The 24,605-nt window shown below is 35.4% G+C and carries 14 protein-coding genes; 10 read left to right on the top strand and 4 right to left on the bottom strand.

The window, feature by feature from the left end; all coding sequences use genetic code 11:
• Nucleotide 1: 1 nt before the first annotated feature.
• Nucleotides 2-946 carry a DUF4007 family protein gene (locus CWB72_RS16590; RefSeq protein WP_138633678.1) on the bottom strand — a complete coding sequence of 315 codons (945 nt, stop codon included), beginning with the start codon at nt 944-946 and terminating at the stop codon, nt 2-4.
• A gap of 273 nt (nt 947-1,219) precedes the next feature.
• Here CWB72_RS16590 and CWB72_RS16585 point away from each other — a divergent pair, with 273 nt between their 5' ends.
• The 3 genes from CWB72_RS16585 to CWB72_RS16575 are packed head-to-tail and all read left to right on the top strand — an operon-like array spanning nt 1,220 to nt 9,919.
• On the top strand, nt 1,220-3,031 hold the full coding sequence (locus CWB72_RS16585) for a hypothetical protein (RefSeq protein ID WP_138633675.1): 1,812 nt from the start codon (nt 1,220-1,222) through the stop codon (nt 3,029-3,031).
• A complete protein-coding gene (locus CWB72_RS16580) occupies nt 3,024-4,556 on the top strand; it encodes a hypothetical protein (protein ID WP_138633672.1) in 1,533 nt (510 codons plus the stop codon). Before CWB72_RS16585 ends, CWB72_RS16580 begins: the two co-directional genes overlap by 8 nt.
• Nucleotides 4,553-9,919, top strand: a complete 5,367-nt coding sequence (locus CWB72_RS16575; protein WP_138633669.1) for an FtsK/SpoIIIE domain-containing protein — start codon at nt 4,553-4,555, stop codon at nt 9,917-9,919. The genes CWB72_RS16580 and CWB72_RS16575 overlap by 4 nt, the downstream gene beginning before the upstream one ends.
• On the opposite strand, the gene CWB72_RS16570 is transcribed toward CWB72_RS16575, so the two are convergent.
• A complete protein-coding gene (locus CWB72_RS16570) occupies nt 9,882-11,918 on the bottom strand; it encodes a DNA phosphorothioation-associated putative methyltransferase (protein WP_138633666.1) in 2,037 nt (678 codons plus the stop codon). The genes CWB72_RS16575 and CWB72_RS16570 overlap by 38 nt on opposite strands.
• A 129-nt stretch (nt 11,919-12,047) precedes the next feature.
• A complete protein-coding gene (locus CWB72_RS20925) occupies nt 12,048-12,392 on the bottom strand; it encodes a DUF6997 domain-containing protein (protein WP_252371579.1) in 345 nt (114 codons plus the stop codon).
• Nucleotides 12,393-13,174: 782 nt separating this feature from the next.
• Here CWB72_RS20925 and CWB72_RS16560 point away from each other — a divergent pair.
• The gene (locus tag CWB72_RS16560) at nt 13,175-15,298 is read left to right on the top strand and encodes a winged helix-turn-helix domain-containing protein (RefSeq protein ID WP_138633663.1); all 2,124 of its coding nucleotides are present in this window, start codon (nt 13,175-13,177) and stop codon (nt 15,296-15,298) included.
• A gap of 50 nt (nt 15,299-15,348) precedes the next feature.
• On the opposite strand, the gene CWB72_RS16555 is transcribed toward CWB72_RS16560, so the two are convergent.
• Nucleotides 15,349-17,544, bottom strand: a complete 2,196-nt coding sequence (locus CWB72_RS16555) for a carbohydrate binding family 9 domain-containing protein (protein WP_171037346.1) — start codon at nt 17,542-17,544, stop codon at nt 15,349-15,351.
• A gap of 289 nt (nt 17,545-17,833) precedes the next feature.
• Between CWB72_RS16555 and CWB72_RS16550 the strand changes: the two genes are divergently transcribed.
• From CWB72_RS16550 to CWB72_RS20645, 6 genes are all read left to right on the top strand, one after another.
• Nucleotides 17,834-19,084: a hypothetical protein gene (locus CWB72_RS16550; RefSeq protein ID WP_138633657.1), complete on the top strand. Its 1,251-nt coding sequence runs from the start codon at nt 17,834-17,836 to the stop codon at nt 19,082-19,084.
• 312 nt (nt 19,085-19,396) lie between these two features.
• On the top strand, nt 19,397-19,687 hold the full coding sequence (locus CWB72_RS16545; RefSeq protein WP_138633654.1) for an iron transporter: 291 nt from the start codon (nt 19,397-19,399) through the stop codon (nt 19,685-19,687).
• The gene (locus CWB72_RS16540; RefSeq protein WP_138633651.1) at nt 19,684-21,264 is read left to right on the top strand and encodes a PepSY-associated TM helix domain-containing protein; all 1,581 of its coding nucleotides are present in this window, start codon (nt 19,684-19,686) and stop codon (nt 21,262-21,264) included. The genes CWB72_RS16545 and CWB72_RS16540 overlap by 4 nt, the downstream gene beginning before the upstream one ends.
• Nucleotides 21,265-21,266: 2 nt before the next feature.
• Nucleotides 21,267-21,650, top strand: coding sequence for a DUF3325 family protein (locus tag CWB72_RS16535; protein ID WP_171037345.1), 384 nt, complete (start codon nt 21,267-21,269; stop codon nt 21,648-21,650).
• A 289-nt stretch (nt 21,651-21,939) separates the two neighbouring features.
• On the top strand, nt 21,940-24,111 hold the full coding sequence (locus CWB72_RS16530; RefSeq protein ID WP_171037344.1) for a winged helix-turn-helix domain-containing protein: 2,172 nt from the start codon (nt 21,940-21,942) through the stop codon (nt 24,109-24,111).
• 176 nt (nt 24,112-24,287) lie between these two features.
• Nucleotides 24,288-24,455: a hypothetical protein gene (locus CWB72_RS20645; protein ID WP_171037343.1), complete on the top strand. Its 168-nt coding sequence runs from the start codon at nt 24,288-24,290 to the stop codon at nt 24,453-24,455.
• The last annotated feature ends 150 nt before the right edge of the window (nt 24,456-24,605 follow it).

The following is a 24,605-nucleotide window of genomic DNA, read 5'->3' as shown; positions in this document are numbered from 1 at the left end:
TTTATTGGCCATAATAGATATCTAAGTATTTGTCAGATTGGTTTTCAGGTGATTGGTTAATATTAACTTGACGTAAGCCTAGAGAATCGACCCAAGATATCTCTCCTTTGCTAAAGCGTTGTAATTCATCAAGTTTTTGACCTAATCCTGACTCTGAAAGGCGGAATATACGACCAGGTGAGCAGGGCTTAGTTAACAGAGAATCAAAGTCAATTGTAGTGACATTAGAATCTTCAGTTTCTAGCTTATAAAACTCAAGCAGTGCATAAGCAAATATTTCAATAGGTAGCTCCGGTCGCTCCGCAAGTGCGCTTACGTAAAACCCAGCGCCATTGTCTTGTAATAAATTGAGTTCTGATAATGGGCTTGTAAAATGGTCCTCGTCGACCTTTTGACTTGACTTTGATTTAGCTAATTTTGCTTTTTTACAATAAGTATTTAGAAAACAGTCAATGTCTTTTTTAATTGTAGAAATGTTACCTACTTCAGATTGAACCAGTTGAGTCGCAGAGCTATAGCAGTCATCTACAAACTTTGACTTCTCGAAATGCTGAACATTCGCGTAATTAAAAAAGTAACGATATGCGGTTAGGTGCTTATCATTAAAGTTAAGCCAAAAATGTAAAAGCCAAATTGATCCAACCTTTTCAAGGTAGGGGTCAGCCCCAGGGCTGATACCGTCACCAAATAAGCGTTTACCTTGCGGGGTAATATGATGGACGTAAGAGTTTTGCTCGCGTGAAGCATTAATTACACAGCTTGATTCTGCCCAATACTGAATTGCTTTGACCATGTTTTTACCAACACCTAAACGTACGATTGATTCACGTATGCTTTCTTCGTCAGTGCTAGTAAACTTACCTTTTAAATTCAAATGATTAACGGCTTTGAATAACCATCCATAGCGCAGGGGAAAGGTATCATGCCCTGTAAACTTAGCTTTCATGCTTAAAACTACTCCTGGAGAATTTGTCCAACGAGGCAATGTTATATGGAATTAAACCTAAGAGAAAGTGCTTTTTGTATATTTATACAGTAATTAGTCTAATTCACTTTTTTTTTGTATGCAATTGTGTAATTATCTGAAGTATCAGTCACATAGCAATACACTGTGTTACTGATAATAGTATTATAACTTTATATAAAACTAAGATTAAATACATAATTTAACTCTTAAATAGCAACCCTAAAATCTTAATTTAGTTTTGTAGGAAATAAAATGGCTTGGAAAGTTAATAAATGGATAAAGTACCTTGAAGGGTATTGCCAAGGAAAAAATCAAATTCAGGATGAATATGTAAGGAAGGTTGCACAAAACTTAGGAATTGAAGAGCCTTTAAATATTAAGTTTGAATGGCAACAACAGATAGCTCATGAATTTGATTCCAAAGAAACTCACGGAGTAATTATCCTTACAGGTACTGCGGGTGATGGTAAGACAAAGCTGTGTAGGGATATAGTCAAACAGATTGATGGCTCTGCATTTGATGAGGAAAACTGGAACGCAAGCAGTTTTTTTTGCTCCGCAGACCGAACAATCGTCAAAGATTTTTCTGAACTTTCATCGAAAGAAACCAATATAGTAATTAATGAACTAACAACTGTGCTTACACAAGGTCGTGCAGAAAAGCCAATCTTAATTGCTGTGAATGATGGAATATTAGTTGAGGAGTTAAGTAACTTCATATCATTATCGAGTGATACTGAATTAGTTATTAAAGCTACTCAATTAAAGGACATTATTGAAGACAAAATTAATTTAGGTTTTAGTTTATGCGAGCAACAAGAATTAATTAAATTAGTAAATTTATCGAAGTTAAACGCAAAAGAAAATTTTTCACTCATTTTAAACGAAATCTTAAATCATGTAGGTTGGGATGACTGTGAAGGCTGTGAAGGAAAAATCAACGGACAGTGCCCCATTTACCAAAAATATGATCTATTGAAGAATAATGAAAATATAAGGGAAAATTTAAGTAACATCATACTATTGCTTCAACTCAATAATGAACATTTCACAATTAGAGAATTATTGAATTTAGCAACAAATACTATTTTAGCTTCTACACCCAAAGCCAAGCCTTTAAAGTTAAGTAATAGAGATACTTCTTACCAAACTTTCTCATGTAGTAGAGTAAAAAAAATAGACGACTTGTCATTAATTTACACCGAATCGTCAATAGAAGTCGGATTTTGGGGAATGAATTTAGGCCCTCACCGAATGAATAATGCAAGACCTTACTCAGAGATTAATAAATTAAACTTCGGCGAGCTGTCCACTAATTATTGGGATAACTTATTAAAAAATAAGGCACTGCGGTCAGTAGAAATTCCATTAGATAGCTTCAATAGTCTCATCACGTCAAAGAAATCTAGTGAAGTTGACCTCAATCCAGATCTATGGGGCGCAGTAGTGAAACGATCAAGAATTCAACTCTACTGCTACCAAGAGGGAGATCAACGCTCATATGATCTCCAAAAATATTCTAGCTTTTCTTTTTATAAGAATAAGGTATATGAATCGCTACAAAGCAATGATTCATGCAACGATTTTGAGCTTGTTTCTACCATCATTTTGGCTCTAAATCGAGTATTTCATGGTAGGTTTATTTCAGAAAATTCAGGAAGTGACAGGTTATATATTCCTGAAAAAGATCAAGGCTCGATTACGCCTATTTCTATTTTTCATGGCGAAGAACTTAGAGATAGAGAAGTATACGTAACAAAAATAAAAGGTGACTTTGACGTTACAGGGTCGAGAATTGAACCTGTCGTTGAATTTTACATCAGTAGAGACAAATCATTGAAATTAGCTTTGACCGTAGAACTATTCGATTTTCTATATCGGGTTTCTAAAGGTTCACCACCTAACACAACAAATCCTAGATTATATAAAAAATTACTAATTTTTCGTTCCAAGCTTGCTTCTCAGGTAAATTTTAGCAATGGATTATCAAATCAACGAATAGACACTTATACAATTAAAGGCGGAGAATTCAAAACTTCTGCCCTACAGGTGAATCATGGATAGCTTACACACATACTCTTCAGAACTTAATAAACAATATGGAATTAAAAACATCCCAATAATTGAAAATATATGGGGGCACAGATTTAGAACTGACCAAACTCCCAGTATATTGTTATTTGAATTAATGTGTGTCATTGAAAGCCAACTACAAGCTAAAAACGTCGGTCTAATAAATTCAATATTCAATCCTGAAAACGATAAGCTGTATTTTAAACATCGACAGTTTTTTAAATTACGAATTCTCATATATCAAAATGAAATTTTGGAAACACTTATTAATTCCAAATTAACAGATGAGGAGAAGTGGGAGCGTCAATTTGATCACTTAAAAGCACTGGAAGGTGATTTATTTCAATTTAAAGATGACGATATTGAACATATTAGGAATAACTTCTCTACATTTGAGAGTTTTTACAATGCTGTGAATATCCTAAGCTCCTTAACGTTTGACCCCTTATCTAAAAAACGATGGACTTCGAAGTTTATATATCCTATTTCATCAGAGTATATTTGGTGTGATTTTGATAATAAAAGACAATCTGAAGACAGAAGGTTTTTCTGTAGAGGTGGTGAAATAGTTTATTTGATGCTTTGCAGGGCTGACCATCGTGTTAGAGAAGAGTTAGAAGAAAAATTTGAAAGTTGGCTTTCTCCACAAAATAACTCTTTTGCAAAATTGGCTAACTTATTGGTTAGGCCAGAAGTGAGAAAGGATTTAAAGTTAAGAGAAGAGGTTAGAAAAGATCTCGGCTATCTGCCATATCACCAACTCCCTATTTTTAGCGAATTTGCCCAAGATCTATCAAATATTTTGTCTTTGGAACTAGAAAGGCTTGATAAAGTTAAAGTGATGATAGACATAATAGGCTATCACATAGGAAATTACATTTTATCAATAGGTGAGTCTTACCATAACACTTCAAATCCAACCGAGTTGAAGAGACCTAACTACCTCGTTGAAATACTTTCTAAGGTAACAAACAGTATTAGAAAAACCTCGATTCAAAGTATCTCAACCCAACGGAATAAACTTAAAAGAAGTTTAGCTACGAGAGTTGGTGACATCGTAAGTCTATATGAAGATGTTATTGAAGCTGAAACTGAACTTGAAGACAACAGCGACAAAGAAAGAAAAATCTCAAAGCAAATTGAAAATGCAGAATCTTATCTCGCCACTCACATTTCAAATTACCCCAATGTTTGCTTCAGGGAAATTGGTTTTCTTTCGAAAAAAAACACAAGAAGTTACAGATACGTATTGACCGAAGACTTTTTACATTCACTAGTTTTGACCATACTTGGAAACGAGAAAAGGATGGAATATTCGAACTTTAAGAATGATTTAAAGGAACGATATTCAATATTTGTTGATGTAACACCTGATAACTATCAAGAGGTTATACAACGAGATTTAAATAGAAACTCAAAGAACCTCGCAAGCTTGTTATACCAAATGGGAATGCTCAGGCATCTATCTGACGCTTGCAGCTATGTAATTAACCCATACAAGGAGGATTCGGTATGAGATCATTGGCAGAGTATTTTTATTCGATTATTAAACAAGAATATGACGATTGGTTTGAATCAAGTCATGGAAAAAGTATTCCTGGAAGGTTTGCGTTAAAAGAGTTTGACCCAGAGTTATTAAGCGAAATATTAGAAAAACTAAAGGAGAATAATGAGTTTCCTTTTTCACAAGTTGGTTCAGAGTTCGGTTTTATCATTGCTGTAGAAAACCATGAAAAATATAAATCTCTAACAATTGATAAAAATACTTTCGCCGACTTAGCTCATGAAAGAAATAGAGATGGTAATTTCTTTTGTTTATTCATTATTGCTGAAGTTAAGCCTACATTTGATCAGGTTAGAAGCATAGACCAAAGCACTGTTTTTGAAGCAAATGAAATCGTCAAATGGATTGAAATAGCTAAAATTCAGCAGGAAAATCACCACCACTTTTTAGAGGAGCATGTAGAACAACTCGCAAAATTCATTTTCGAATTAACAAACTCAACTTGGAGCAATAGACCATTTATAGAAGTTAACAAGATCAATGCTTTTATTGATGAAGTTATAGCAGAAACAATAAGAAGCGGATTATTCTACGTTGCTCTTGGTAAAAGTTGTGTAAAGCTTGGCGGCATAAACCGATTAGATGAATTCGATCTTTTACAAAAATCGGGCAGTTCATACAGACGAGTTTTCAGGTCTACAGTGACAAAAACGCTTTTCAAGGACATTGATTTCTGGAGAGCATATAACAAAGACAAGGAAGTTGAGTTAAATGATATTAAGCATAATCTTGATCTAATCAAAGAGTCTGGCGGTGACTACGACGAGTTTTGCTCAATAGTGCAAAGTTATTTTGAAGCTCACTATATGGAAAATACTAGTGTTGCGGAAATGCATAGAGCAGATCTGCAACTTAATTTCGACTCATCGTATCCTTATGGTTCAGTATTGCAGGCCAAAAATACAAAGCCAAAATTCCTTTTGGGGCAGGAAACTATTATTTACTTTAATGACTCTGATATAGAGCTTAAAGATGATGAAATAGAGTTGCTCGAAGCCGCTGATAGAACTAATGAGAAGCCCGATATTAATGAATTAAGAAAGTTTTATTTCCAATATTCAAAGATAATCTCAGAGAACACTAAATTAGATAAGGCGTGGATAAAAGAAGTTACCGACTCTAAAACAACAGAATGTAACAATTTAATTACTGGGATATTAGAAGTTCTTTCAAAATCTCTATTACTTAATAATATTGGCGATGACATCGTTTATTTGGAGTTAGCCAAAGAAAGAGGTAGGAGATCATTAGAAAGAAAAAATTGGTACGCCCTAGAATACTTCAACAACGAATATAAAGATTTAGAAGAGTTCTGGTCAAAATTCGGAGCAAATTTTAAACTAGATTTTGGTACGAGTTTTAATAGTGACTTTGCTGATACAGTTAAAAAGAAGAAGTTCAGCGATAGCAAGTCCGCAAATGAGCTGTCTTTTAGGATTGTTAGAAAGGCACTAGATAAGGAAACTAATGTTGAAACTCCCATTAGTAGTTGGGAGTTAAAATGGATATTTAATCCTCATGGCTTCGAGTCTTCTAAATATCCTGATTTTACCAAGGTATTGAGCCGGAAAGGATTTTTCCATAGTCATTCACTATCCTTAGACCCTCTATTTATAAAAAGAGCTGAAAATACGCCATCAATAAAAAATATTCATATGTTCTTAGCTACAAGCTCCAACATGAAGAAAGGCGCAGTAGTTAAAAAAGGAAACCATGAGTCAAAAGATTTTTTTAAGCTATTAGAGCAGTTACATGATCATAATCATCTTAAGGATTCTGAATTAGACGTTATTAATGCATTTTATCAGGAGTTTGAAAACACATGGCGTGAGTCTCTAGAACAGCTTAAAGGAAAACCATTGTGTGGAGAGGTTGATAGCTTATTAAAAAATATTGAGCAACTAATCAATGCTATTTATTCGTTGAAGATAAATAGAGAGTGGTCAAACAAACTTGTTTATGAACTTTTATCAGCGCACACGTTGAGTGTTAAAGAAAATTCAGATTATTGCATTTACCTTCCTTGGTCTCCTTACAGCCTTCTCATTCAATCGAATAGAAATAAAATGCTACTAAATTTAGCAACTCAATATAGAGAAGATCGATTAGGTATAGCTAATAAAAGTGAAGGTGTCCTTGCTAAGTTATTTAGAGAGTTGCTAGATAATCATGGAAAAAGTGTGTTTCTGAAAAAGTTAAAAGACAACGAATTTGTTGATTTAGTTTCTACTAAATCGCATTCAGGTTATTTTGAATTCGGCAAGCTGAACACATCGAAAAACGCAATTACTGAAGCAGAAATTCGCTCTGTTATTAATGCAACATCAACAAAGTTTCTTGAAACTTATCCAAATGAAAGGCATCACCTGCAAATACTTTGTTTAGGACTTTCTTCATACGAACAAATCTTAGCTGTCTATGACGAATTGCAAAAACTTTCTGAGAATCATGAAGAGCACCTTTCTATTTCATTAGCGTTTAGTTGTGATAGTAGAGTTTCTCTAGATTCAGTTTATCAGTCGATATGTGAGAGCTTTCAATCAAGTAAAGTAGATTCAAATATAAACATAAGAATTATAAGCAATATTAGAGAGGTGGAAGACGGAGAAATTGATTTAATTTATAACTTCGATCCGTTGTTTGCACACAATCAAATTGCATCGGTGTCTCCAAATTTTGTTGAGCGAGAATTCGAAGGTATAAATTGGGAATACACTTCATCAAGGAAGGTGCCATCAGATCCAATTGCAAGAAAGACTCAATTTTCAATGAACAACCATATTCATGATAAAGTTGGCAGAGTATTCCATTCTACTTTCATGAAAGTTAATAATTTGCCTGAAAACACCTCCTTTTGTAGAGAGGTTAGTCAGCATGGCTTAAAAGATGAAATAACAAACGGATTAAGCAAATGTAACTGGCTAGTTATTTACGACTTTTTATTGAGTAAAGAGACTCTAGTTGCGTGCAGTGAAAACGAAGATAATTATAATAATAAGCGAGTTCTACGCTACATCCAAGGTGAAGGAAGCAAGCGATCTTTAGCAATTATAACGGATAAAGAAACACACTATATTACCAAGAATTTAACTTCTGATATTCGTTCTTGGCATTTAATTCATACCGATAAAGTTAATAACTTAGTAGAAGAAATCTTTACACGATCAAACTCATTTAGCAGCGACACATTGCTTCGGTCAGTTGGAAATGGAAATTTTTCTCATGATTTAGTCGGAACAGCCGGAGCTGCAACACTTTTAGAGAATTTATTTAAGAATGAAAGTAAAGTTTCTCCAATATTCTGGGTTCACCTTGACGATTATTTAAGTTGGTTTAAATCTTCAATAGAAGACGACACATTTAAATCGATAGGTAGAACTGTAAATTATATTTCCGATTTATTAGGTATTTATATATCCAAAGGCGATAACAGCGAAGTATCAATAAACCTTATAGTTAGTGAGTCAAAATTGACTAACGGCTCGAAAGATCAGTTAACGAAATCTTGTAAACAAGTTAAATCAACTGTTGATTTGATATCTTCGATGCTTAACTCCTACAACGATCTAGATTTTGAATATTGGCTTAATAAGTTTTACGAATTCATAGTAGGCCACTTTAAATTCTCTCCAGGTGAATTTGATTTTGAAAGTTTAATTTCCCTTGATAAAAAAATGGTCAATATTAATGTTCGTGGTTTATCTGTTGTCTTTCACTACAACAATGAACAAGCTCAAACAAATGCTAACTCAGTTTATGAATGTAATTACTTATACCAATTACAGTTAAGTTCAAATGATACTTGTAAAGTTTTTGAGTCTCTATTAGCACCTGAAGAAGATTTGAATTTATTTAGAGAACATGACTTTAGTTATAAGAAACTGAATCAAAATCATGGTAATCAAAGTCATCAGGGAGCTGACATAACCAACACTTCAACGCAATCAAAGCATGAATCTAGTGAGGAAGAGTCTTCACTATTACCTGAGTCAAGTGTAGAAATTATCAACACATTTGATGAGACCACATCAGAACCTTTAAACACGGATGAAATATTTGTAGACGATGAACCAATTCCTGTTGACCTTGGTGAATTGGCTGAATCTAATCTTAAACTAGATAAAAACGAAGGTTCCTCGGTTAAAAGTGCAATGAACTTGATGAGATCTGGAATTGATCTTTTACAAAGTAATTCGGTGAATTCTGATAGTTTGCCAATTGATATGAAGATCGTTGAAGCTAATATTCGAAAGATATTCGGTCATGCGAATTTACCATCAAATTTTTCAGACAGACTAGTAACACCTAACTCTATCGTTATAAAGCTTCATGGTGACGTAAACCTTAACCCAACAAAAATTCTTAAATTGAAAGCTAATTTCTTATCTGTTGTCGGTCTTAAATTGAGGCAAGTTTATCCTGACCCTGGTGTAATGGTACTGGTTTTTGATAGAGATAAACGTGAAACCGTCTACTTTGGAGACCTACTGAACAGAACGCTGGCAAGTAGAAGCAACACGATCTTAAGCAATTTCAATAATAAAGTTTTATTAGGGCAAAATGAATTTAGTGACGATAGCATTTTCTTCAAACTCGATGGTGCTAGCCCTCATGCATTGATCGGAGGACAAACTAAGTCTGGTAAATCTATTTTAATGAATAATATGATCATTGATTTACTAATGACCAATTCCCCTGAAAATTTAAAATTACGACTCTTTGATCCCAAACAAGTAGAATTTTCAGCGTATACCAGAGCGCCCCATTTGGCTCATCCTGTAGTGTTAGATAAGGAAGAAGCTGTAGTTCGTTTACAAGAACTAGAAAATCTAATGAACGAAAGGTACAGGCACCTAATGACATTGGGAGTTAAAGATTTTGAGGCACATAATAGAAAGTACCCAAATGAAAAAATGTCGAGAGAAGTTGTTTTCTTTGATGAGCTTGCAGATTGGATTTTAGACAATGACTTCAAAGCGGAAGCCAAAGATATAATTGTCCGGCTGTCTTCCAAAGGACGCGCTGCGGGTATTCACTTAGTATTGGCAACTCAACGTCCTAGTGCAGATGTCGTATTCCCATTACTTAGAGCAAATTTAGATACGAAAATCGCACTGAAGGTGGACAGAGATCAAAACTCAGAAATTATTCTTGGGGAATCAGGAGCCGAGAACCTATTAGGTTATGGACATGGAATTGTTAAGTCTGAGGGAGAAACTCACTCAATTCAAGTTGGATTTACCGAACCTCATGTTTTTGATGAACTAGTTGAGTTTGTCATTTCTTATTGGAATGATAGAACCGATAACCTTTAAGCGATAGTGCTTTCGGGTTAAGTAAACTTTCAATTTGAATTTTATTTAACTGTTTCATTTCTGTTAATTCTAACTCTTTCAAAAGGCGTTTATTAAACGCCTTTTGTTTTTTGTAATCATCAAATGTTTCATCAATGTACTTAATTTTATCGAGAAGTAGAGTGCGTTTTTCTTCAATGATGTAATCGAAAAAATCGACGTCTTGCTCTGCCATTTTTATTTTTACGCGTTCTTTAAGTTGTGGCAGTGGGGTTGTGTCAAAGCCTTCAAAGCCGAGTAATGTTACTTTTCCTGATTTGATGTGTATTTTAACCAGTTGAATATCATCAAGGTAGCCAAACATTTGCAGTGCCGCCCCAATGTATACACGCAGCACAAGTGGCAACTGCGGGATAAAATCTTTATGTAGCGTAAGGGCGTGAGGTAATCCTTTTTCATAATCAAGTTTACTGGCTGGCAATGTATTATTTGCGTCTAAGCAAAGTTGATTTATTAGCTCAACGTTAGCAATTTCATATAACAGTTCTGTAGCCTGATTTTGTACAACTTTATAATTATCAAAAAACGCTTTTATATCACGTTTTAAATCTTCCGGCTGTTGTGTGTATGGTTTACGTTTTTCAAATTGGGCGAGTGCAAAGTAAAGCAATATGTCTTCTTTTCGCATTTGCTCTGCAAGCGCTAACTCTTCTTCGTTATACCATTTCAAGACAAGCTGTAATGCCTTTTTATTTGAGCCAACCACTTCTTTTATTTTATCTGATTGTTCAAACTCATCATTGGCCGGGCAGCGCCCTAAGCTTAAACAGCATATCCAAAATGATTCGAATAGTTTTTCATTTTGGGCAAATAGAATACGTGCTTGGTTTTCGTTAACGGGATCAGGTGCAGTAATGTGCTGCCATTTATACGCGCGTTTATGGCGGTTTTGTAAAAAATGTTGTTCGAGTTCCTTGCTTTTAAATATGTAAAATATTCCGGGAGCAATAGCGGTAGCTGCTTCATCTAATGCACTTTCAATGAATGCTTTCAGCTCAGATTGAGTAAAGTATTTCTGAAACGTATTTCGGCTAGTAATAACGCCATCTTTATATGGTTGAAATTGACTAACAATACTTTCGTTACCGAGCATAGCTGATACAACTAATACAGATTCTGTGAGTAACCACGCATCTTGCAAAACATGAATGCGTTCTGCCCGGTCTTCAATAACGTTAATAACAAATCCAACATTTACTATATTTGAAGTAACCTTATCGGCTTCTGGATTGTATACTGGGTCCCAGCCTAAAGCGTCTATGCCATGTGCCTCTAGCTCTCTTAAATCGTCTCCTCGGCCGCATCCGTAATCGAAAACGGTATAATCACCATTTAAAAAGCCGTGTTTAACGAGTGTTTTCATTGGAGCTGAAAGGTCATGTCTAACTAGCGCTGTTTTGTGTCGGTCAATTTTGTTTTCTTTAACTTGTGGATGTGTGGTTTCCTCTAATTTTATTAGGTTGCCATCAACTAAATCGTAACCTTTTTTATTAATTTCTTTACGCCAGCCGTTTTTAAACCCTATCATCCTTGGATTTTCATAAAACCTAAGTTGCTCAGCCTGCTCTGTTACTTGCTGGTAATCGTTGTAATTTGGATGGTTTGCACAGAGCATAGTTTCTTTACGATGTAATATTGGCGGGTTTTCGTGATTTTCGTAGTTGGTAACCCTATGAGCTAATTTACTGAGATCAACAGTAACACTTTGTTTTAACGCTGGGTAAGGATCTGAAAAGAACTCTGGGTAGCTAAGAAGCGAGAGTTTAAAGTCACTTTTGAATAGCTTTACTATATCCCACTCATTAGCATCGACTTTTAAAGCATTGGCAACAATCGGAATAAACTTGGCTATTTCAGATGGCGCTTCAACCAACGCTGTTTTGTGAAGATATATTGCATCTGGAAGACGCTTACCAATTTTTGTTTCTTTTACTAGTGCTTTAAACTGCTCTGCATTCATATTTTAATAGTTTGCTAAGTGATGGGCTTGTGTTTTACAAGGCTTAAGCGTATTTAAACTATATAGCGCATCTTGTTGATTTACAAATGGGCTACATTCAGCGAAGAAAAAATCGATGCCGTTGTTTGTTCAAATACTTCTTAAATATACAGGCACAATTGGCATACTAGCAGGCAGTTTTTCTAACAAACTAAGGCATGGGTAAAGTAATTTATGCTTTGCAAGAGAATCAAATTTCTCACTATGCTTTGCTTCGATAACAAATAGATTTTCCTTTCCATTCCGTTTACCTACAAAGACAGCATCAATTTCGACTTGTCCGTTAATATGCTCAAGAATGGTGTCTTCGTCACATATAGGCTTAAATCTGAAAGTAAACGTACTTTGACCCGTAGCCGGTACTATTATTGAAGCCTCATCATCTAAAGAAAGGGCTTCTTTTAATAGTCCTGATGCGCAAGCTAAATTCACCACTGACGTTTCAGTTACTTTAGGTAATAGTTGAAATGCAAACAGGCTACGAATAGAAACAGCTGGAAGAAAAAGTTCAGGTCTTAGTGCGGCAAATAATTCTTGGTCATCAAAGAAGAAGTCTCTAACGTTCTGTGTTTTTTACCAATGAAAAATAAGTCTGTTTGTCACTAGCCCGACTGCCGAGCCGAAGAACCATTGTATTGCTTTTCCTTAGGTTCGCTTTCAGACTTTTCATCGAATCAACAGAAATAGAAGCTGCTGTATTTGCTTGAGTATTTAACTTTTTAATATAGGCTTGAAAGCCTTGTGGCTCGGAAACTTGGTTTTGATTAAGGGTAGTTAGTAAGTCATCAAATATCATAGTTGCAATTATTCCTTTATCTCAATCCAGTAGAAAAAAGCACGACCACATTTTTCAAACTTTAATTCACCATGCTCACGTTTATGCATGAGTTGACAGTCAGTTAATTTTAAGACTTTTTTGGTTTCTTTACTTGAAAGCCAAGCGTATTTGTTGGTCATATAAAAATTGTTAGGGTAGTTATGTTCTTACTTTACACGTTTTACAGAACTTAAAGCTATGTTTGCAATAACTATTTTTTAAAGCCTGAGAATCAGGTAATTTTGGTTGGGACAATGAAGTTCATAGGAAGATAGAAAGATTGATAAAACTATTGATTAGGTTTAAGTAATTACAGCTTAGAATTTGTTTGTCCCAAACCTATTAACAAAGCCGCTTTAATCCACTAAAGTGGCTTTGCCTGTTTAATAGGGAATGTTTTATGTCGTCTATTCAGTTTGGTTGTTTTGAGTTTAACCAAACCACTCAAATTTTAAGTCGTGATGCTCAGCCTGTTGAGCTCGACCCTCGTCAGCTCGCTTTGCTTGAATTTTTTATTGCGAACCCAGAACGCATTGTTACGCGAGATGAACTACAAACAGCGATATGGAAACAAGTTATCGTCAGTGATAACGCGATTAATAAGCTGGTTGCTAATTTACGAAAGTCATTAGATGATAACCCAAAATCACCCATCTACATTCAAACTGTGCCCAAGCAAGGCTATAGGTTTGTAGCGAAAATACATGCGGTTTCGCCTGTTTTAAAAGTTAACCAAAATAGCACAGAAGTGACGGTAAACTGGGCTGCATGGGCGTGGCCTAAATATGCGGTTTCATTGTGTTTGTTTTCTTTTGTGGTGTTTATGAGTTATGTGGCGTATTCAGATAACAAGCCTGAGCCTCAATATGGGCAAACGCAAACATTAACTCGCATGACGGGGGTTAAGCAGTCACCCGTTGTGATGCCCGATCAACAAGCTGTTTTATTCATAAACTTCAATAAAGGTGTAGGGCAGTTATTTCAAGGTGCAATGGGAGCTAACGCTGAAAGTGCACAATCTATCAGCACGGAGTTTTCTTCTATTACTTATTTATTGGGTTTTGATAAAAGCGGTCAGTTGATTGTTCGAGCGACTGAAAATGGTCGTTGTAGCTGGTTCAAAGGCCTTGTTGAAGGTCAGGTTTTTATTATTACTGAGCGCAGCGAATTAGCTTGCCCACAGCGTATTTTGCGTGATAACGAATATGACTCAGAGACTGACACGCTTTATTTTATAAATCATGGCAGTGAAGGGCATGTTGAGAACAGTGTGTCGTATGCTCATTTTGATGATACAGAGTTTAAAGTCGCAACGATTAACTTGGCGAATAAATGGTCTGCATCGCGTTTTGAAATAAAAGAGGGTGATGTGGCTTTACTGGCTCATACAGCGATAGGCCATAGTGGTGTGTTTACTTTTGATCTCACTTCAATTGAATTTGAAAATAAACAAAACCCAGCACCGTTAACCCCTATTTTTACTTTACCGTTTCGTTCTAACAACATTGCTTGGTCGCACGATAAGCAAGGGGTAGTTTATACCAGTGCGCCGCCAGCAACCCAGTTGCTTTACCAATCATTAGAAGCCGATGTAAAACCTAAGCTGGTGGCAAGCTTCAGTGATTATATATGTTGCAATATAAGTCGTATTGGTTTGAATGATGATTATATTTTTACCACGGAAGCGGCAGACTTCGATATCGAATGGTTGTCTTTAGGTAAAGGGCAAGCCAAAAGTAGTGAGGTAAATAATTCGAGTAGCTATGACTTTATTCCCGCTTTTGCTAATACGTCTGACGATATTTACTTTTTCTCAAAACGAACAGGTAAAACGCAGGTTTACAAACAATCAGGCACTCCAAATGCCGAGCAAGTTAGTGATTTTAATGCGTACTTTAGATTTTATGGGCTTGCACTGTCACCAGGTGATAAGTGGATCACGAGTTTTGAAAGCAAGGTAATTTGGTTGTTAGCAACAGATAAAAGCCAAGCTGATCGGGTAATTCCTATTAAAGGGCATATCTTGGCTGTAGATTGGTTGAGTAATCAATTGTTTGCTGTGTCGGTTAGAGAGCAAGGGCAAATACATATTGAAATTTATAATACTCAATTACATAAAGTTCATACGCTTATAAGTGGTAACGGTGCAAACATTAGTAGGCTGATGTCTAAAAAAGATGGCAGCAGAGATGTGGTTGCAATTGTTGATGAACAAATATTATATAGCGTTAATTTATCAGACATATTTGATTTTAATGATGCTGGTGCACTTGTAAAAAGCGCAACAGAATTACTGAAGTTAGAGCGTCCTATCTCTTACTTTGCTGCGTTGATTGATGAGCAGACATTGTATTACCCAAGTAGTAAACGAGGGCAATGGTACTCGTTAAAGTTAATGTCAGATGCAGAGCCCGAATTACTACCAGTCGAAATTGATCGGGATCTTACAGTAAAAAATGGCAAGCTGTTGCACAGTAAACTGGTGCATTTAAGTAGTGAAGTACACCGAACGGTTGCCCAATAAAATAAAAAGGCTTCATGATTTGAAGCCTTTTTTAGTTTTTAAATTGTGTCTTACCAGCGGTGAATATAGTTGATCTTTAAACTGGTTTCTTCAAATGTTTCGGTGCGCTCAGACCAACCTTCGCTAATATCGTAGCCTTTGGCTAGGCTAATTTGATAAATGGCATCGGGTGCGCTTTGATATTTTATTCGGCTAAATAGAGAAAATTTATCTGAGCGCGTATTGTGTTGCAATAAGGTGTTCCAAGACCAATCGGCATTGAGTGCGACATTTAGACGAATATGGCTACGGTGAACAGCATATTTGTTATGTTGTTGTTCGTAGTAGTAGCTTCCTCGACCCATATTTAAAAATATATGTTTGTTAGGTTGGTAGTATAAGTTGGCGTAATAATCGACTAAGTCAGCACTAAAATGCTCGCCGTAGTTTACTGTTAAGGTGGCGTAAATGGGTCTTTGTGTGCCTGAGCTTGCAACAAGTTGCCAGCTATCGAATTTGTGTTCGCCTGCTTTGTAGGTAATAGAATCAGAAAATGCCCAGTCTGTTGTTAAGTTTTCTGTTTTACGGTTATAAGCAAGCCTTATACTATCGCTATTTTTATTTTGAATGCTTAAAGGTTGGAATGTTAAGCGTTCGCTCAATAAATTTCCGTTTAAGTCATGGGTGGAAAAACGGCCTGCAACAAACATAAAGAAGTTCAAGTTATCTGCTAAAACCCCTTCGTTCGGTCTGACTCTATAGTGGGTAACATGTTCGCTATATTCGATGCCTTTTCGACTAACAAAGCCCATAGATGGATTGTAATCTTCACCTATGTGTTGGTAGCGTGTGCGCCAATAAAAAGTGTCATTAGGTAATTCTAATTGAAGGCCATAAGAGGCTGAGTCACTTCCTGTTGCGTGTTCATTATCTACGTCGTTGTACCAGGTATTAAAACGAATACTCTGGTCTTCAAGAAGAACGTCGTTGTAGCTGTAATCTATACCTATAGTTGAATCATCATCACCGGTTGGTGCGCCTTGTGTATACACACCGCCAAGCGAATGATTTTTATCGATAAGTTGTTTTAAACGGGCAACACTCAGTTGAGTGCTTTTATTATTTTGGCTTTGTGTGGCGCTGTCTTGGTTGACACTTAATACCCCAAGTTGGGTTTGGTCAATTTGACCTGTTAACTTGGTACCCCAGTTTATATCCAGTACTTCACTTTCTGGACTTAGGCCTATACGACGCGAATAAAACGGCATGCCGTTGGTTGCAAACGGTGCAAATTGACCAAATTGGAATAGCTGAGCGTCTTGTAAAAAGAAATCTCGTTGTTCGTTAAAATAGCTATTAAAACGCGTCATATTAACGTCTTGAGCGTCGATTTCTGTGCCACTGAAATCGGTATTCAAAGTTAATAAGCCAGTGAGGTTGGGGGTAAACTTGTAGCCAACATCTATACTTGGCTCAAAGTTTGATTCGTCATTTATTTTGTTAGCACTTAAGCCGGTACGAACTTCAATACCTTTACCTTGTTTTAAGCCACTAATATTTTTGATTTCACCAACTTGATTTGCGTTCCACGGGCTATCTTGGGTGTTATTTAAGTTCCAGTAATATTGTTGATATGGCTTTGAGCTTTTATACCTTAACTGTAATCCCCAGCTAGACTTGTTTTCATCGAATGAAATGGATTGCATGGGAATGGCGATTTCAATATCCCAACCTTTATCTGTTTTTTTGGTTTTGGCGTACCAGATGGTGTTCCACTCTTCGATATAGTTTGAACCATCGACTAGGCCGTCTATTTTTACGCCAGATGGCGTAACATGAAACAAATAGGCATCAGATTTATCGAAGTTGGTATCTAAAACAAGACCAAAGTAATCTTCACGCCAAGCGAAACTACCTTGGGTTAAAAGTCTGTCAGTGATGGTGTCTGCAGGCTGCGTGATGTGAGCTGCGACATAGAAGTAGTCTTCGTCATAAGCAACTAATGCTTTGATAGGATGGTCTGGTGCTTGTCCAACTTCTGGTCGATATTCCACAAATTCGTCTATTACGAGTGCGTTTTGCCATTCAGCTTGTGTGATCTCACCATCAATATTTGGTGAGCTAGATATCTTAGGAGGTGTAACACTGCGATTTTGATAGTTTGCAATGTCTGCTGCATTTACCCAAGGTGAACTTACTAAACCTAAAATAGCAAAATGTTTAGTAAAAGCTGATAACTTAAATTTAGGTTGTTTTTTCTTGCTCATGGTTTGACTACTAAGTTGATTAAACACAGAAGCCATGTTGCTCGTTGATAAGTAAAAAGAAGTGATAAAGCAGCGAAAAAAGGTGACAAAAACGTGATTTAAGCAGTTTTTACAACAGGTTAACCGTGAGTATTAATTCAGTAAGCATTAAATTGCTAATAGATATTTTTTAAAACGGCATAAACCAAAAGATTAAATTCATAGGTGAGTGTTGTGTGCAAAATTTTGCAATTAGTCTTGCTTTACTTATATAGTCAAAACTTAGATGTTCTGAGAGATTAGTTTTTTTATGAAAGATAACAGCAGATTAGGTATTCGTTTATTAGCAATTGCGCTTGCTGTTATCATTGCTTTGGTATTCTTTGTCCACTTCTTTTTGAACTCATTCACCTCAAAAGATGAGTTTGCCCCCCTGATTGATGCAGCTAATGAACAGATCTCTCATATAAGTACAATCGAACAACCAGCACTTGTTGAGCCATCAACTACTCATATCGACTTGTCTGAAGAGCAAGCCCATAACACCAACAAGCAGAAAACGTTTGTTGAGCAAGATAAGTCCTATACGGCTCACACACCTCATCCTTGGGAGTTGGTTGAAGTATCTCCTGTTCAGGCACAACTTTGTAGAGATATGGAGTTAATACCGTTAACTTACAAAGAGGTTTTTGACAGCGATAAGCAAGAGACTAAACGTGTTTATTCAGACTACTATGAGTTAAACCTAAGTATTTTGCATAACGATAGAGAGTATTCGATTGCTTCGGTTTATAACGAGGGCACAGAGAAGTGGCTTAAGGCTCAAATGAAAGACTACTTAGATCGGGTCTATGATACTTACTCTGAGTGGTTAGGCCCCGAAAAGTTATTTAAAGCACAAATAAATATTAAGTTAGCGTTAAACCAAACACAGTATTTTAATGCTTTAGCTGAGCACGATGCCGAAGAGTCTGCAAAAGTACAAGGTGTGTACTTACCTTGGCTTCATACTGCATTTGTAAAAATTCCCCATAACGAGAGAAATCAGATAATTGGCATGAGGTTATTGCAGGTTTTGGTTCATGAGTCTGTGCATGCTATTAACTTTGTACAATTTGGTTATATGCATAGATGGGCACAAGAGGGCTTAGCCCAATACTTTACGCATTTTGTTGAAACTAAAACGCCAGAATTATTTTTAAGTTACGAACAGTGGGAAAGACGAAGTGAATCACTCGCTGAGCCTTTGAGTTTTCAAGATGTCATTGAACCAAGTGGACATTGGCTTGAAAATCGTAGTGCATTGTATGCCTCGAGTTTTGCTTATGTGCAGTATTTTAGTACTTTAGAAAAATCAGAAAATAAACTGATCACTTTGCTAAATACTGAGCTGAAGCAGCGATGCTCCGTATTGAAAAAAGGCTGGAGCAAAACACACCTTGACCCTAATGACCTGCTTTATACAAATATTCAAAACTGGTTTGAGCATACGGTTATTTATCATTCACAAAGAGCTGATGAATTAGAAAAAGAAATCCAAAATAGTAGAGCAACACATTAAATGTATTGGATAAAAAAAGCCTCACTCGACAAGTGAGGCTTTATAACTAAGTAGCTTATTGCTCAAAATAAAGTTGCGATACAACGGCAACTTAGTGGTGAACGACAAAATGTTTACCCACTTTCACTCTTCCATAAATAAAAGCCTGTTAACTTTACATCAAACAGTATATTTCTCAATTACAGAGCCTTACAGCAATTACATTTGTAACATTGGTAATAATAGTAAGTTTATTAGGAATAATATATTGATATAAAAACTGAGAATTATTATCATTTTATCTTTATCGTTTTTCTCAGGTTTGTCATGCGGTTGGCTTTAAATTCTTACCAGCTAGAAGTACTTTTTCGAAGTTTGCTTGCAATAATTGGTGGCTTTGTCTTTTCGTTATTATTGTCTCTTCTTATTTCTTTTATTTTACCTACTGAAAAAATGCATGCAGTGGCTTGGTCGACTATGTTGTTTTTTGTTGTCTTACCTGCCGTTGTGATGTGGTCATTTGGTATTGCTAACTATAAATCAGGCGCATTGCATCTAGTTTTGTCTGTTTTTATTTTAAGCGGGTTGTCTTGGCTTTTTGCACCTGTAGGAGTTTTTTCGTGAAAAGTGCTTTTAGACAATCAATGGCGTGGCTACATACTTGGGTTGGGTTACTTCTGAGCTGGGTGTTATTTTTTATATTTTTAACAGGGACTTTAGGATATTTTGATTCTGAACTTGATCATTGGATGACACCGGAAACGCCTGTTTTTAATGCAACAGCTGAACAGTCTTTACCGATTGTAAATCAGTTTATTAAAAGTAAAACACCTGAAATTAAAAATTATTCTGTGAGTTTTCCAGTAGATAGATCACAACCTTACCTTTCCATTTCCTATCGCGATGAAGAGAACAAGAGAAAGAGAGTTAAATTAAACCCATATACAGGTGAAGAGTTAACACCTCGCGCAACAGCTGGCGGCCAAACATTATATAGAATGCACTATCGTTTGCGTTATTTACCAAGCCGTGTGGCTTATTACATAGTAGGTGCTGCAACTATGTTTATGTTTTTAGCGCTTATTACGGGTGTTGTTGTTCACAAGAAAATTTTTAAAGAGTTTTTTACCTTTAGAAAAGGTAAAAAGCCGACCGCTTGGTTAGATGGTCATAACTTGATGAGTGTGATGTCTTTACCTTTTCACTTTATGATCACCTTTACTGGTTTCTTATTATTACTTTATACCTTAATGCCACTCATAATGAATGCACATTATGGGTTAGGTAAAGAGGGAAGGAGCGCTTTCTTCAATGAATACTTTAGCAGAACTTCTGTTGAAGCTTCAGGAGTTTATGAAGCACATTTAGACTTAGAAACCTTGTTAGAAAAATCAAAAGTAACAATGCAGAATAAACCTATTGCTTGGTTCTCACTGTCAAATGCAGATGACTCAAATGCGATTTTTGAAGTTGGCAGTATTCATAAAACTTTAAGCGATAGCCGAGATAAGTGGCTGTTAGATGCAAATACAGGTGAGTTGATTGAAGCGCAAATAGGGCAATCGTCATCAAAGTCATTCTATTATGTTTTACGCTCTTTACATGAAGGTTTGTTTGCATCTACACCTTTACGCTGGCTTTATTTCTTAACGGGTCTGTTTGGTACTGCGATGATCGCTTCAGGTATGGTGCTTTGGACAGTAAAAAGAAGAAGTAAGGCACTAAAAACTGGAGGCGGAACTTTTGGTTATAGGTTTACTGAAGGGTTAAATCTTTCATGTTTATTGGGCTTGCCAGCAGGTGTTGCAGTTTACCTTTTAGCGAATCGACTTATTCCTGAAGAAATGAGTGATAGAGCAATGTGGGAAGTGAATGCGTTATTTATCACTTGGGGCCTGTTCACACTATACGGTGTGGGAAAAGCTATTTTGAAAAAGGCTGACTTTGCTTGGGTGTCATTGACTTACATTACCGCTACTTTTTATGCTTTGGTGCCAGTAGTAAATACACTTACAACTGATCATAATATTATTTTTAGTCTTAAACAACAAAACTGGGTGTTTGTAGGCGTTGACCTTCTGTGTGTGTTTACATCCTTTATACTTTTCTTTTTAGCAAACTATCTGAGAAAAATGTTCAAAACTGAGTCAGTTAAAAGTGGTAACTCAAATGAGAAGTTCTTACAGGAGGAGCAAGCCTAATGATGGAGTTACTTTTAACTTTTATGGTGTTGCACGCTTTATTACTCATATTATTATCTATGCCAAAATACAACAAAGCGATTAAAGAATTTCCGAAGAGAGATAAAAAGCTAGAAAAGACTTTCAAGCTGTCTGGCTTTACTCTTTTATTTCTTAGTTTCTTAATTATGTTATTTGTTAATGGCTTAGGGGTTGGTATTGCTTGGTTTTGTGCTTTGGTTACTTTGATTGGTACGCTATTGAGCTTTTTAAATTTTTTCAATGCTGCTAAAACTGCACAAATAGTGACATTTATTCCTCAAAAACTGTTTGGACGAATAACCGCAAAGTCTGGCTTGCTCTATTTGGGTTTATACCCTTCTATTTTTCTGCTTTTTTCTTTTTAAACATATTTAAGCATGTAATAGAAACTTTCTTTACATGCTTAAATCATTTTAATTTTTATAAACACCACAACTCTAAAAAAGCTCACAAAGACATTTAAAATGTTAGCTGATTTAACATAATTTTAAATTGTATGTTAAGTTATCATTTTGTAGACATTAATGATTCGCTTTCAAGGTTCATTGTTTGCATATTTTTGCTTTAGTGTGTTTCAAAGTATTAATAACTAATTGATTAGCATGGTTTTAAATTTATAATACTAGTGCTAAATAAAAGAGGGTGGTTGTTATTTTGTTTGATGCCAATGTTATCCAGGTAAAGTTTGCAAATTGGACTCTTTGCACACGAAGCTGTAGCTTAATTAGTGATTTCCTCACTCAAGAACTAACCCCTCTCAGTTATAAAATACTTTGCTATTTTATTCTTAATCCAAACCGAATTATTTCTAGAGATGAGTTTGTAAGTAGTGTTTGGGCTAACCATTATGTTGATGATAACGCGATCAACAAGGCAATTTCTGATCTTAGACGCTTATTAAAGGCAACAGAAGAAGCGCCTAATCTGATCAAAACACACTATAAAAAAGGTTACAGCTTCACCAGTGAAGTTGAATTTATTCGAGAGCAACATAGCTTTTCACAAAAGGACACTCAGGAACAAGTAATAAGCAGCGCATCAAACAAGATAGAACTTAATTCAATTCAAGATGAAACTGAAAAGCAAAGCATAGAAGGGTCTTCCGGCCTAGAATTACTAAAAAATAAAGCAAAAAAATATAAAGTCATAAAGCCTAAGCTTGTAGCGTCGGTTTTATCTATTTCCATTCTATTGATTGGCTTAGTTTATTGGTGGCAACAACAACCTCAAACCCTTCATTTACAGTCAAAAAAACTATCAATTTCAGATAGTAGCGTATATGCATTTTTAAGTTTGTCACCGGCTAATGATAAGTTGGCTGTAAGTAAGTTAGACACAAAAAGTGGTGTCGATGAGATTTTTTTAATAGATCTCTTTACACACAAAAATACAAAAATAATATCGGAAGATTTTGACAGTTATCATATAGGCTGGGCATCAAATAGTAATAGTATTTACTACCAAGTTATAAATAATGAACAAGAATTTTGCGAAGTATGGAGAGCCGATTTTCTTGTGAATAATGAGGTTTCTCACAAAGAAAAGATTTTAGATTGTAAGTCGCAATATATATTAAGCTTAGCTGCAGATGAAGAGAGTAATAGAGTAATTTATACAAAGTTTGGTTATCGTAATGTACCAAGTTTAGCTGCGCTTGTGGCGAGAGATTTATCAACAGGCGATGAGTTTCAAGTCACCTCTCCAAATCTTGATTCTTTTGGTGATAGGTACGTCACTCTTTCCCCTGATAATGAAAAAATTGCATTTGTTAGGGTTCAAACTGGATTAAGGCAAATTTTCATAGCCAATTTAGATGGTAGCATGCAAAAAATGCTTTATGAAACTACTGATGTTATTAGGCATGTTTCTTGGAATAAAGAATCTAGTGGACTTGTTTGGTATGTGCCAACCTCAAAAAATCTAATGAGCTTTGATTTAAACTCGGAAGAAATTATTTCAAAGTCAGTGAATACAGACTCTTACGTTTCATCAATGCTTCCTGGATTTAATGCACTATATGGTGCTACAAGAACATCAGATAATGATATTTATTTATACGATTCTAAAGAAAAGGTACTGAATGAACTTGTTGAAAGTAGAGCGAGTGAGTTTATGCCAATAGCCGTTAAAGATGGATTTTACTTCTTCCAAGAAGGCGAACCAGCTCAATTGTATTCTTACTTTGGTGAAAAAATATCTAAAGATGACATTTCAATTGATTTATCAACATTGAGTTCCGGTGAATACAATAAAAGCAATGATCTTTTAGCTTTAAGTTTTAATAAAGAACTACGCTTGTTTGACCTTAGAAATAAAGATTTAAAAGATAGCTTTGTACTTAAGCATCAAATAGTAAACTTATCATGGTTTAATGATGAAAATTTACTTTTAGTTTTAAAGGCGAAACAAGGCGAGCAACATATTTGGTTATTTAATGTTAAAACCAAGGAATTACAAAAAATTATACATAAAAACGCTAAAGGTGTTGCCACAGATACGGGTGGTAAAATATTTTATCAAGATTTCTACAATAATTTTTATCTGTTTGACCCTCAAGAAGGGTTAGAAAAGAAAATGCTTTCCTTATCAGATTACCCATATGTTATTTGGGAATTGCATGACGGCTACCTCTATTACTCTACAGGTACAAACCTTTTTAAATATTCGATAGATACAAATCAGGAGACATATTTACTGGCTGATTTTGATATCAATGAAAAACTTATTACAGATTTTTCTATTTTTGAATCTTCAGACGGTGTGAAATTTATCCTTCAAATACATAGCTTTAAAAGCAATGAGGTGGTGTTGTTTGAATTTATTTAATTCTTACTTATTTGTGAGTTTGTTTTTTTAGACTTTTGTAAGTAATCCCTCATTCTCTTCTTTATTTATCTAGCTACTATGAAACCAGATTTAGCAGCTAGAGTGTTTCTTTGTTGTCCCAGCTTACTAAATCTTTATTTCGTAATATATTGCTTTTTTTACAATGAGGATTAGCAATGTTTTTAAATTTAAAAAAGAAGAAATTGAAACAATTATCTACCTCTGTCCTTGCGAAGTCTTTCACAGGTAAGATCAATGGTGGTAATGAAAATCCAACTGACACTCCATCCAGAACTAGTCATTCAAGATGCGTTGTTGAAGGTGCTGAACCAGTTTCAGGTTAATATCTTAATACTTTAGCCAAGGAATGGTTGAAGTAATCAAGGAATGGTTGAAGTATTCAAGGAATGGTTAGTGTAATCAAGGACTGGTTAGTGTAATCAAGGACTGGTTAGTGTAATCAAGGAATGGTTAATGTAATCAAGGACTGGTTA

The organism is Pseudoalteromonas phenolica (assembly GCF_005886345.1).
GTDB lineage: Bacteria > Pseudomonadota > Gammaproteobacteria > Enterobacterales > Alteromonadaceae > Pseudoalteromonas > Pseudoalteromonas phenolica_A.
Note: the sequence above shows the minus strand (reverse complement) of the source record. Positions and strands in the feature narration are given on the sequence as shown.